The organism is Nonomuraea sp. ATR24, assembly GCF_041950485.1.
Classification (GTDB): domain Bacteria; phylum Actinomycetota; class Actinomycetes; order Streptosporangiales; family Streptosporangiaceae; genus Nonomuraea; species Nonomuraea ceibae.
The window spans coordinates 52,285-63,159 of sequence record NZ_JBGNUU010000019.1 but is presented as its reverse complement, the minus strand read 5'-3'; the positions used below and the strand labels follow the sequence as shown (position 1 = coordinate 63,159).

Genomic DNA, 10,875 nt, shown 5'->3' with positions numbered 1-10,875 from the left:
TCACACGACCTCGAAGTTGGCCATCATCGCCATGTCCTCGTGCTCCAGGTTGTGGCAGTGGAAGACGTAGCGCCCCTTGTAGCCGGTGAACCGGGTGACGATCTCCACCGTCTGGGCGTCACGCAGCTCCACCGTGTCCTTCCACTCGGGCGGCCCCGCCGGGCGCTCCCCGTTCACCGACAGCACCTGGAAGTGCGACAGGTGCAGGTGCACCGGATGGGCGACGTCGCTGGACAGCCGCCAGATCTCGGTGTCGCCCAGCTTCGGCCTGGCGTCCATCCGCTTCGGGTCGAACGGCTTGCCGTTGATCAGCCAGCCGGTGCCGCCGTGCATGCTGCCGCTGCTGAACTCGAAGTCCCTGGTCACCGTGGCCTTCGCCGGGTCCAGCCGCTCGACCGTGGACAGCTTGGCGGGCACCGCCGAGTCGTCGCGGGCGTCCCGGTCCACCACGAACCTCATCACCCTGGCCTGCGACCCCTCCCCGGCCAGGTTGCGCAGCTCGACCCGGTCACCGACCTTGTGGGCGGCGAAGTCGACGACCACGTCCACCCGCTCGGCCGGGGCCAGCCGCACCTGCCGCACGGTGACGGGCCCGGTCAGCAGCCCGCCGTCGCTGCCGATCCGCACGATCGGGCCGCCCGTGGACAGCTCGTACGTGCGCGCGTTGGAGGCGTTGAGCAGCCGGAACCTGTAGCGGGCCCGGGCCACGCGCAGCTCCGGCCAGGGCGCGCCGTTGACCAGGATGACGTCGCCGAGCACGCCGCCCATGTACGGTTCCAGCGCGCCCGGCTTGTCGCCGTAGCCGGGGTAGGGCATCTGGCCGTCCTCGGAGAAGGACCGGTCGCAGATCATCAGCGGCAGGTCGCGCTCCCCCGAGGGCAGCGGCAGCGCCTCCTCCTCGGCGTCCCGCACCAGGAAGAACCCGGCGAGGCCGCGCCACACCTGCGGGCCCGTGTAGTCCATGCGGTGGTCGTGATACCAGAGCGTGGCGGCCCGCTGGTCGAGCGGGAAGTCGTAGTCGCGCCGCTGGGCGGGCTGCACCAGGTCCGTCGGGTAGCCGTCGGACTCCGGCGGCGTGTGCCCGCCGTGCAGGTGCATGACGGTCGGCACGTCCAGCTCGTTGGCCAGGCGCACCACGGTCCTGCGGCCGGCCCGCGCCTCGATCGTGGGGCCGGGGAAGCTGCCGCCGTAGCCCCAGATGCGGGTCTTCATGCCCGGCAGGATCTCCACGTCGGCGGCGCGCGGCGTCAGGTCGTAGTAGTCGACGCCGGCGGTCGTGCGGGACGGCTTGGCGATCTCCGGCACCGGCAGCGGCACCGCGTACGGCTTGGGCAGCGGCGCGGTGCTGGTCAGGAGCTGGGGCTGCGGCGTGCCTTCGAGCAGCGAGCAGCCCGGCAGCGCGGCGGCGACGGCGCCCAGCCCGAACAGCTGGAGCGCCCGCCGTCTCGACAGCGTCATGCCGGCACCGGGGAGCGGCTCGGCAGGACCCGGCTGAGCTGCATGACCGTTCCGCCGAACAGGAGCACGCCGAGCGGCAGGTGCAGCACCTTGAGCCCCATGACGCCCAGGACCGCCGCCACGCCGGTGAACACCAGCAGGCCGACCGCCGGCGCGACGAACATGGCGGGGCCGCCGCCCGGACGCCACACCAGAATTGCCGCCACCAGGTGCGCCAGCCCGAGGACCAGCAGCACGCCACCGGACAGCATGTGCATCTGCCGCCCGTCCGGCGACGACAGCAGCAGCCCGGCGGTCACCGCCTGGGCCAGCATGGCGAGCATGTGCAGGACCACCACGACCCGCAGGACAGGGAGGAATCTCATCGCGTTTCCTTTCGACGGCTGTGCCACATCGTGGCCTCCGCGGCCCGCCCCGGTCGTCCTGCGTGGGATGGCATTGCGCGCTACGGCGGGGGGAGAAGCGCGGCGGGTCCCGCTACCACGCGGGGAGTAGCGGCAGGTCAGACCTGGGTCCGATGACGGCGGCGCGGGGCGGGTTCTACGCTGCTCGAATGAAGTTCGAGCACGGTCGGCGCCCGGGCGCCGCCGACGTGACGCTGGCGGTGGCCGTCGCCGCCGTCCTGCTGGCCGTCGTGCTGCCCGGCAACGACACCGGGCCGCTCGGCCAGGCCGCCGTCGTGGCCGGCTCGCTCGCCCTGGTCGCCTGGCGGTGGGCGCCGCTGCCGGCGCTCCTCGTCTCCGCCTGCGGCATGCTGCTCTACGCGACGCAGGCGCAGCCCACGCCGCCGACCGCGTTCCCGGTGCTGCTGTGCCTGTTCGCCACGATCCGGTCAGGCCGCCGGGTGACGGGCATCGCGGTGAGCGCGGTGTTCCTGGCCGGGGCGCTGGCCGCCGGTCTGGCCGGCGACACCGGGCAGCCCGATCAGGAGATCATGCAGGACACCTCGCTGCTGGTCGGCTGGTTCGTCGCGGCGGGCGTGGCGGCGACCGTGAGCAAGCACCGGCAGGCGTTCCTGGAGCAGGCCGAGCAGCGGGCGGCCGAGGCCGAGCGCACCCGCGAGGAGGTGGCCCGCCGCCGCGCGGGCGAGGAGCGGCTGCGCATCGCCAGGGAGCTGCACGACTCGCTCACCCACAGCATCTCGGTCATCAAGGTCCAGGCCGGGGTGGCCATCCACCTGGCGCGCAAGCGCGGCGACGAGGTGCCCGCCGCGCTGCTGGCCATCCAGGAGGCCAGCGGTGACGCGATCCGCGAGCTGCGGGCGACGCTCGACGTGCTGCGCGAGTCCGGCGTCGAGCCGGCCGGCAGCGGCCTCGACCTGCTCGACGACCTGGTCGAGCGGGCCCGCCGCACCGGCCTGGCCGCCACGGTGACGCTCACCGGCGAGCGGCGCGAGCTGCCGCCCGACGTCGACCGGGCCGCCTACCGGATCGTCCAGGAGGCGCTGACCAACGTGTCCAGGCACGCCGGCCAAGCCGCCGCGCTGGTCCGGGTCGACTACCGGCCGGGCGTGCTGGTCGTCCAGGTCGACGACGACGGCTGCGCCGATCCGGGCCGGGCGCCCGTCCCGGGCAACGGGCTGACCGGCATGCGCGAGCGCGTCACCGCGCTCGGCGGCAGCCTGCACGCCGCCCCCCGCCCCGAGGGCGGGTTCACCGTGCGGGCCGAGCTGCCGCTCGCCCGGGAGCTGGAGCGGGCGTCATGATCCGGGTCCTCATCGTCGACGACCAGGCGCTCATCCGGGGCGGCTTCCGCGCCCTGCTGGAGGCGGAGGACGACATCGAGGTCGTAGCCGAGGCGGTGCACGGCGAGCAGGCCGTCGCCCTCGCCCTGGAGCACCGGCCCGACGTGGCGCTGATCGACGTGCAGATGCCGGTGATGGACGGCATCGAGGCCACCCGCCGCATCGCCGCCGACGAGCGGCTGTCCGGCGTGCACGTGGTGATCCTCACCAACTACGGCGTCGACGAGTACGTCTACGACGCGCTGCGGGCGGGGGCCGCCGGGTTCCTGGTCAAGGACACCGAGCCCGATGACCTGCTCCAGGGCGTCCGGGTGGCGGCCAGGGGCGACGCGCTGCTGTCGCCGTCGATCACCCGCCGCCTGATCGGCGCGTTCATGGCCAACCGGCCCGAGCCGGAGCCCGTCGGCCTCGACACGCTGACCAACCGGGAGCGGGAGGTGACGGCGCTGGTGGCGCGCGGCCTGTCCAACGACGAGATCGCCGCCGAGATGGTGATCAGCCCGATGACCGCCAAGACCCACGTCAGCCGGGCCATGACCAAGCTGGGCGCCAGGGACCGGGCGCAGCTCGTCGTCTTCGCCTACGAGTCGGGGCTGGTGACCCCGCGCTCCACGGTCACCTGACCGCGCCCGCTGCCGGATCGACCCCGGCTGATCTGCGCCGATCCCCCGTGCCCGGCGGGCTCGCTGAACTACACTCGCACCGGCCGGAACCCGTTTACGAGCCTAGGGCGCTCCTGCCCGCGGCCCCGAACGCCTGGGAGTCACGTGAGCAGCGGGCTAGTCGACGCACCGCCGACCCCGTCCACCACCCGGCCACGACGGCGCTGGCTGCGCCGGGTGATCGTGGCCGTGACGGCGCTCGTGCTGCTCGTGACCGGGGCTGCGGTCGCCGTCGCCGTGCGGCTGACCGGCAACGTGGAGCACACCGACGTGGCCGGTGACCTCGGCACCGCCCGCCCGGCCAAGGTCGCCGCGAGCGCGCTCAACGTGCTGATCGTCGGCTCCGACCAGCGTGACGGCCGCAACGCCCGCTACGGCCGCCGCATCACCGGCGAGCGCACCGACACGATCATGCTCGCCCACCTGTCGTCCGACCGCGAGAACGCGATGGTGATCAGCTTCCCGCGCGACTCGATGGTCCAGCTCCCCGCCTGCCGCGCCAAGGGCGGGCTGCCCGGCCAGCAGCCCCACGTCGGCATGATCAACGAGTCGTTCAACTCGGGCGGCATCGGCTGCACCTGGAAGACCATCGAGTCGCTCACCGGCATCCACATCGACCACTTCGTCAAGGTCGACTTCAGCGGGTTCAAGGACATGGTCGACGCCGTCGGCGGCGTCGAGGTGTGCCTGCCGGAGCGGGTCGACGACGACAAGGCCATGCTCCACCTGCCCGCGGGCCGCCAGACGCTCGGCGGCGAGCAGGCGCTCGGCTACGTCCGGGCCCGCTACAGCTTCGGCGACGGCTCCGACATCGGCCGGATCCAGCGGCAGCAGATGTTCATCGCCTCGATGGCGAAGAAGGTGATGAGCGGCGAGACGCTCACCGACCCGGTCCGGCTGTTCGGCTTCCTCGACGCCGGCACCAAGGCCGTCACCACCGACCCCGGCCTGACGCCCGGCGTGATGAAGGACCTGGCGGAGAGCCTGCGCGGGCTCACCGCCGGGAAGATCCGGTTCATCACCACGCCGTGGCACTACTCGGTCAGCCAGCCGGGCCGGGTCGAATGGGTGCAGCCCCAGGCGAACCAGCTCTTCCGCATCGTGGCCAAGGACGCCGAGCTCACCGGCGTCCAGGGTGGCCAAGCCAAGATGCCGAGGTCGAAGGTCGCCGTGGAGCTGCGCAACGGCACCTACCGCACCGGTCTCGGGGCCCAAGTGGCAGCCGTGCTCGAACAGCGCGGCTATCACATCGTCAAGATCGCCGATACCGTCCGGAAGCCGTACCGGAAGTCGATGATCCTTTACGGGCCCAACGGCGAGGCGCGGGTGCCGACACTGGCCAAGGACCTGCCGAGGAGCAGGCCGAGGCTGGTGCCGGCGGCCCGGACGGCGCGGCTGGTGCTGATCCTGGGCGACGACTGGCGCGGGCTCAAGCCGCTCGACCCGGCCGACGGCGAGGCGATCAAGGGGTTCGACGCCACGCACGACACCTGCGCCGGCTGACCCCTACTGCTTGCGCACGCAGGAGATCGTCTCCAGCTGCACGACCTTGGTGGGGCCCGCGCCGGCCTCGGTGCCGGCCTCGGTTGCGGGCCGGGCGGGGGCGAACTCCACCTCGGTCGCCGCCTCCGCGTCAAGCACGTCCGTCGGGATCGCGCCGGGTTCGTCCGCCTTGACCCAGTCCTGCCCGGCGGGCTCGGCGGGGATCGCCGGGACGGCCTTGGAGACCTCCAGCTCGACCGTCTTGCCGTCGGGCGTGGTGCAGGTGACCTGGTGGGGCACGTCGTCGGCGGCCAGGGCGGAGCCGCCCAGCCCGGCCAGCGCCAGCACCGCGACCGCGCCGAGCACCGCGAACCGTCGTCTGATCATGTGCTTCTCCTCTGTGGATGGGACGTTGCGGGGTTCAGGCTGGCGGGCCGCACCTGAAGCGACCCTGAACGCGCCCTAAGTGATCTTCAGGTTGGCTTTAGGCGCGATGCGGCACGCTGGCCGGTGTGCGGGTGCTACTGGTGGAGGACGAGCGGCGGCTGGCCGAGCTGGTCAGGAACGGGCTGACCGGCGAGGGGTTCGCGGTCGACGTGGCCCACGACGGGCGCGACGGGCTGTGGATGGCCACGGAGAACGCCTACGACGTGATCGTGCTGGACGTGATGCTGCCCCGGCTCAACGGCTACGCGCTCTGCTCGCGGCTGCGCGAGGCCGGCGACTGGACCCCGATCATGATGCTCACCGCCAAGGACGGCGTCCACGACGAGGCCGAGGCGCTCGACAACGGCGCCGACGACTACCTGTCCAAGCCGTTCTCGTACGTGGTGCTGCTGGCCAGGCTGCGTGCGCTGGTGCGGCGCGGCGGCCGGGAGCGGCCCGTGTCGCTCACCGTGGGCGACCTGGTCGTCGACCCCGCCGGGCTGCGCTGCCGCCGGGGCGCGGCGGAGATCGCGCTGACGCCCAAGGAGTTCGCGGTGCTGCACGGGCTGGCCAGGCGGGCCGGTGAGGTGGTGTCCAAGAGCGAGCTGCTCGCCCAGGCGTGGGACTTCTCCTACGACGGCGACCCGAACATCGTCGAGGTGTACATCAGCGCGCTGCGCCGCAAGATCGACCAGCCGTTCGGCCGGTCCACCCTGGTCACGGTGCGCGGCGCCGGCTACCGGCTGGAGGCGGAGTGAACCTGTCGTCCGTGCGGGTGCGCGCCACGGCGGCGGCGACCCTGATCGTCGCGCTGGCGCTGGGCACCGCCGCGATCGCGCTGGTGACGGTGCTGCGCGGCAGCCTGGAGGGCAGCGCCGGCATGGAGGCGGCCAGGAAGGCGGCCGCCGTCGCCCCCGCGCTGACCGTCGAGGCCGTGCCCGCCCTCCCGGCCGAGCCGCTGACGGTGGCCGACCCCGACGTGTGGGTCGGCGGCGAGGACTCCCTCGGCACGTGGGCGCCCGCGGGCGAGTACGCGGTCGCCCGGCTCCAGGTGCCGACCGCCGACGGCGACACCACCGTGTGGGGCAGGGCCTCGCTGGAAGGGGCCGAGCAGGCGCTGGCGACGCTCAACGGCGTGCTGCTGCCCGGCCTGCCCGCGCTGCTGGCCGTGGTCGCCGGGATGACCTGGTTCGCGGTCGGCCGGGTGCTGCGCCCGGTGGCGGCGATCCGCGCCAAGCTCGCCCACATCACCGCCCGCGACCTGTACGAACGGGTGCCGGTCCCGCGCTCGCGCGACGAGGTCGCCGCGCTGGCGGTCACCGTGAACGGGACCCTCGACCGGCTGGAGACGTCCGTCGAGACGCACAAGCGGTTCGTCGCCGACGCGGCGCACGAGCTGCGCAGCCCGATCGCCACCCTGCGCGCCCGGCTGGAGCTCGCCGAGCCCAGCGAGCTGACCGCCGAGGCCCTGGCCGACGTCGACCGCATCCAGACACTGGCCGCCGACCTGCTGCTGCTCGCCCGGCTCGACGCCGGAGAACCGCTGCCCGCCGCCGACGTCGACCTCGGCCAGGTGGCCGTGGAGGAGGCGCTGCGCGCCCGGCGCCGCCCCGGCGTCGAGCTCGACCTGGAGATCGAACCCGACGTGGTGATCAGCGGCTCGCCCGGTCACCTCGCCCGCCTGGTCACCAACCTCGTCGACAACGCCGCCCGGCACGCCGGCTCCCGCGTCCGGGTCAGCGTCCGCGCCGACGGCGGCGGGGCCGTGCTCCAGGTGCGTGACGACGGCCCCGGCATCCCCGCCGAGCATCGGGAGGCGGTGTTCGCCCGGTTCACCCGGCTGGACGAGGCGCGGGCCAGGGACGCGGGCGGCGCCGGGCTGGGCCTGGCCATCGCCCGCGACATCGCCACCCTGCACGGCGGCACCCTCACGGCGGGGGTCGACGGGCTCACCGCCCGCTTCCCCCGGCCGCCGCGCTCATAGCGTCTGGTCGAGCTGCAGGAAGGCCCGCTCGATCACCTGCCGGGTCACCTGCTCGTCGTACGGGAACCGGTGGACGAGGTCGCGCAGCCCCTCCACGTGGGCCTGCCTGGCCAGCTCCGCCACCGCCGTCAGCTCGGCGTGCTGCCTCACCACGAAGTCGCGGTCCACGACCGCGCCGTGGCCCGGCACGTACACGAGCTCGCGCGTCTCCTCAAGCATGCGCGCGGTCGTGTCGGGCCAGTCGAGCGGGTACGAGTCGCCGAACGCCGGCGGCGCACCCTCCTCCACCAGGTCACCGGCGAACACCACTCCTGCGTCGGGCACGTGCGCGACGATGTCGTTCGAGCTGTGGCCCAGCCCGAAATGCCGCAGATGGACCATCCGGCCGCCGATGTCGAGCGTCGCCGTCGAGGTGAACGTGTGATCCGGCGGCACGATCTCCACCTCCTTTACCTCGGCACGCCGCTCCTCGGGGACGAACCCGGCGACCTTGGCCCGCTGCTCCCGGCCGTCCCGCTCGATCTCCTCCGCGCACCTGACATGCCCCCAGATCTCCGCGGGCTGGAACAGGGCGTTGCCGAAATAGTGGTCGAAATGCGCGTGGCTGTTCACGACCGTCCACGGGCTGGTGGTGATCCGCCTGATGGCCTCGATCAGATCGGCGGCCTCCCGATGCGACATGCGGGTGTCGAACACCATGCAGTGCCCGTCCCCGACGACCAGCCCCACGTTCAGGTCGTACGACGCGTGCCGCCGGACATAGACCCGGTCGCCGACCTCTGTCCACTGCTCAAGTGCCGTCATGGCCCACGACCCTACTTAGGATCAGGACATGGCATTCGATATCCAGATCGTCATCGACTCCCAGGCCCCGCACCCGCTGGCCGACTGGTGGGCGGAGGCGCTCGGCTGGCAGGTGGAGCGGCAGGACGAGGCGTTCATCCGCAGCCTGATCGAGAAGGGCCACGCGACGGAGGACGACACCATGTTCCACCGCGGCAACCTGGTGTGGAAGGACGGCGCCGCCATCCGCCACCCCGGCGGGCTGGAGCGGGCCCCGCGCGTGCTGTTCCAGCTCGTGCCCGAGGCCAAGACGGTCAAGAACCGGGTGCACCTGGACGTCCGGGTGGGCGCCGACAACATCGACGCCGAGGTCGAGCGGCTGGTCGCCCACGGCGCCACCGTGCTGCACAAGGGCCGCCAGGGCCCCACCTGGTGGGTCACCATCGCCGACCCCGAGGGCAACGAGCTCTGCCTGGCCTGATCACGCCCGGAGGTAGGCCAGCACCGCCAGGACCCGGCGGTGCCCGTCGGCGGCGGGAGGCAGGTCGAGCTTGCTGAAGATGTTGGCGATGTGCTTAGCCACCGCCGCCTCCGTGACGACCAGCTCGCGGGCGATCGAGGCGTTGGCCCGCCCCTCCGCGATCAGCGCCAGCACCTCCAGCTCCCGGGGCGTCAGCCGCTCCAGCGGGTCGCGCCGCCGCCGCAGCAACTGCCGCACCACCTCGGGATCGACGACCGTCGCGCCCCCGGCCACCCTGACCAGCGCGTCGACGAACTCGCGCACCTCCCCAACCCGGTCCTTCAGCAGGTAGCCGATGCCCGCCCCGCCCCCGGAGTCGAGCAGCTCGGCCGCGTAGGTCTGCTCGACGTACTGGCTGAGCACGAGCACCGCCAGGTCGGGCCGCTCCGCCCGCAGCACCAGCGCCGCGCGCAGCCCCTCGTCGGCGAACCCGGGCGGCATCCGCACGTCCGTCACCACCGCGTCGGGCCGCAGCTCGCGCGCGGCCGCCACCAGCGCGTCGGCGTCGCCCACCGACGCGACCACCTCGTGCCCGAAGCGTTGCAGCAGCCCGGCCAAACCCTCACGCAGCAGGACGGCGTCTTCGGCGATCACCACGCGCACGGGATCTCCACTCTGAGCAGGGTCGGCCCACCGGCCGGACTTCGCAAGGACAGTTTCCCGTCGACGACGGCCAGCCGGTCGGCCAGCCCCGTGAGGCCGCTCCCACGGGCCGGATCGGCCCCGCCGCGCCCGTCGTCGTACACCTCGACGACCAGCGTGCCGTCATGGACGTGCCCGGTGACGCGGGCCCGGGACGCGCCGCTGTGCTTGGCGACGTTGGCCAGCGCCTCGCTGATCACGTAGTAGGCCGTCACCTCGACCGCCTCCGCCGGCCTGCGGGGCAGCTCGATCGCCACCTCGACCGGCACCGGCGACCGGCCGGCCACGTCGTGCACCGCGGCAGCCAGCCCGCGCCCGGTCAGCACCTCCGGATGCACGCCCCGGATCAGCTCGCGCAGCTCGGCCAGCGCCCGCTTCGCCTCGTCCTGCGCCAGCCCCACCAGCCTGCCCACCGGAGAGTCGTCCGGCAGGTCGAGCCGGGCCATGCCCAGGCTCATCGACAGCGCCACCAGCCGCTGCTGCGCGCCGTCGTGCAGGTCACGCTCGATCCGCCGCCGCTCCAGCTCGAACGCGTCGACCAGCCGGGCGCGCGAGCGCAGCACCTCGGCGAGCTCGGTGTCGTACGGCGCCAGCATCGCCCGCGCCATCGCGCCCCGCCCGCCGGCCCACGCGGTCACCACGTACGCCGCCACCGGGACCAGCACCACCCCAGCCACGCTCGCGGCCGCCCCCACCCCCGGCGTCACCAGCGGCTGGACCAGCGGCGTCAGGATCAGCAGCACCGGCCCGACCGCCGTCAGCAGGATCATCAGCAGGTCGATCCACCACAGGGCCAGCGCCACGAGCACGGCCAGCCCGAGCTCCCGCCCGCGCGCCACCGGCCCCAGCGCCCTGCCGTCCACCAGCCGCAGCCGCCGCCGCTCCAGCCACCCCACCAGCGGCAGCGTGCCCACCAGGAGCACCACCGCGCCGACCAGCCGCACCTCGACCGGCAGCACGTCACCCGTGATCCCGGCGAACAGCACGATCACGCCGGGCAGCTGCCCGGCCACCAGGTACGCCAGCGACCGCCACGGCCACGCCGACGTCAGGAAAGCCACCGGCCTCCTGCTGAGCGCCTCCAGCGCGGTCCTCGTCAACACATGTGCGACCGTATCGAGGAGCCGCAGGTCACGGCAGTAGTCCTAGGTCTACCGTTCGATCGCTTGAGGTC

12 protein-coding genes are annotated in these 10,875 nt (G+C 73.3%); 6 read left to right on the top strand and 6 right to left on the bottom strand.

Annotated elements, in window-relative coordinates; all coding sequences use genetic code 11:
* Both ACBI99_RS34945 and ACBI99_RS34940 read right to left on the bottom strand, forming a co-directional pair.
* Window positions 1-1,458, bottom strand: coding sequence for a multicopper oxidase family protein (locus ACBI99_RS34945; RefSeq protein WP_375074399.1), 1,458 nt, complete (start codon window positions 1,456-1,458; stop codon window positions 1-3).
* On the bottom strand, window positions 1,455-1,823 hold the full coding sequence (locus ACBI99_RS34940) for a hypothetical protein (RefSeq protein ID WP_219504199.1): 369 nt from the start codon (window positions 1,821-1,823) through the stop codon (window positions 1,455-1,457). Before ACBI99_RS34940 ends, ACBI99_RS34945 begins: the two co-directional genes overlap by 4 nt.
* Before the next feature lie 188 nt (window positions 1,824-2,011).
* Between ACBI99_RS34940 and ACBI99_RS34935 the strand changes: the two genes are divergently transcribed.
* The 3 genes from ACBI99_RS34935 (at window position 2,012) to ACBI99_RS34925 (ending at window position 5,367) form a co-directional block, all read left to right on the top strand.
* A complete protein-coding gene (locus tag ACBI99_RS34935; protein ID WP_219504202.1) occupies window positions 2,012-3,163 on the top strand; it encodes a sensor histidine kinase in 1,152 nt (383 codons plus the stop codon).
* On the top strand, window positions 3,160-3,825 hold the full coding sequence (locus ACBI99_RS34930) for a response regulator transcription factor (RefSeq protein WP_219504206.1): 666 nt from the start codon (window positions 3,160-3,162) through the stop codon (window positions 3,823-3,825). Before ACBI99_RS34935 ends, ACBI99_RS34930 begins: the two co-directional genes overlap by 4 nt.
* A gap of 144 nt (window positions 3,826-3,969) precedes the next feature.
* Complete coding sequence (locus ACBI99_RS34925; RefSeq protein WP_219504210.1) at window positions 3,970-5,367, top strand: LCP family protein; 1,398 nt, start codon at window positions 3,970-3,972, stop codon at window positions 5,365-5,367.
* Between the two features lie 3 nt (window positions 5,368-5,370).
* Here the strand turns inward: ACBI99_RS34925 and ACBI99_RS34920 are convergent, their stop codons facing one another.
* A complete protein-coding gene (locus ACBI99_RS34920) occupies window positions 5,371-5,733 on the bottom strand; it encodes a hypothetical protein (protein ID WP_375074398.1) in 363 nt (120 codons plus the stop codon).
* Between the two features lie 125 nt (window positions 5,734-5,858).
* Between ACBI99_RS34920 and ACBI99_RS34915 the strand changes: the two genes are divergently transcribed.
* Together ACBI99_RS34915 and ACBI99_RS34910 are read left to right on the top strand one after the other, a co-directional pair.
* Entirely contained in the window at window positions 5,859-6,530 is a 672-nt protein-coding gene (locus tag ACBI99_RS34915; RefSeq protein ID WP_364183136.1) for a response regulator transcription factor, read from the top strand.
* Window positions 6,527-7,756 carry a sensor histidine kinase gene (locus tag ACBI99_RS34910; RefSeq protein ID WP_375074397.1) on the top strand — a complete coding sequence of 410 codons (1,230 nt, stop codon included), beginning with the start codon at window positions 6,527-6,529 and terminating at the stop codon, window positions 7,754-7,756. Before ACBI99_RS34915 ends, ACBI99_RS34910 begins: the two co-directional genes overlap by 4 nt.
* On the opposite strand, the gene ACBI99_RS34905 is transcribed toward ACBI99_RS34910, so the two are convergent.
* Window positions 7,751-8,560 carry an MBL fold metallo-hydrolase gene (locus tag ACBI99_RS34905; protein WP_357582965.1) on the bottom strand — a complete coding sequence of 270 codons (810 nt, stop codon included), beginning with the start codon at window positions 8,558-8,560 and terminating at the stop codon, window positions 7,751-7,753. The genes ACBI99_RS34910 and ACBI99_RS34905 overlap by 6 nt on opposite strands.
* 28 nt (window positions 8,561-8,588) lie before the next feature.
* Between ACBI99_RS34905 and ACBI99_RS34900 the strand changes: the two genes are divergently transcribed.
* A complete protein-coding gene (locus tag ACBI99_RS34900; RefSeq protein ID WP_219504222.1) occupies window positions 8,589-9,020 on the top strand; it encodes a VOC family protein in 432 nt (143 codons plus the stop codon).
* Here the strand turns inward: ACBI99_RS34900 and ACBI99_RS34895 are convergent, their stop codons facing one another.
* Window positions 9,021-9,662 carry a response regulator transcription factor gene (locus tag ACBI99_RS34895; protein ID WP_219504224.1) on the bottom strand — a complete coding sequence of 214 codons (642 nt, stop codon included), beginning with the start codon at window positions 9,660-9,662 and terminating at the stop codon, window positions 9,021-9,023.
* Window positions 9,650-10,804, bottom strand: coding sequence for a histidine kinase (locus ACBI99_RS34890; RefSeq protein ID WP_219504226.1), 1,155 nt, complete (start codon window positions 10,802-10,804; stop codon window positions 9,650-9,652). The genes ACBI99_RS34895 and ACBI99_RS34890 overlap by 13 nt, the downstream gene beginning before the upstream one ends.
* Window positions 10,805-10,875 lie beyond the last annotated feature (71 nt).

What these genes read in the sequence shown, in the direction of transcription:
- ACBI99_RS34920 (WP_375074398.1), bottom strand. Translation starts at nt 5,733, where the DNA reads ATGATCAGACGACGGTTCGCGGTGCTCGGCGCGGTCGCGGTGCTGGCG.
- ACBI99_RS34935 (WP_219504202.1), top strand. Translation starts at nt 2,012, where the DNA reads ATGAAGTTCGAGCACGGTCGGCGCCCGGGCGCCGCCGACGTGACGCTG.
- ACBI99_RS34905 (WP_357582965.1), bottom strand. Translation starts at nt 8,560, where the DNA reads ATGACGGCACTTGAGCAGTGGACAGAGGTCGGCGACCGGGTCTATGTC.
- ACBI99_RS34900 (WP_219504222.1), top strand. Translation starts at nt 8,589, where the DNA reads ATGGCATTCGATATCCAGATCGTCATCGACTCCCAGGCCCCGCACCCG.
- ACBI99_RS34940 (WP_219504199.1), bottom strand. Translation starts at nt 1,823, where the DNA reads ATGAGATTCCTCCCTGTCCTGCGGGTCGTGGTGGTCCTGCACATGCTC.
- ACBI99_RS34945 (WP_375074399.1), bottom strand. Translation starts at nt 1,458, where the DNA reads ATGACGCTGTCGAGACGGCGGGCGCTCCAGCTGTTCGGGCTGGGCGCC.
- ACBI99_RS34930 (WP_219504206.1), top strand. Translation starts at nt 3,160, where the DNA reads ATGATCCGGGTCCTCATCGTCGACGACCAGGCGCTCATCCGGGGCGGC.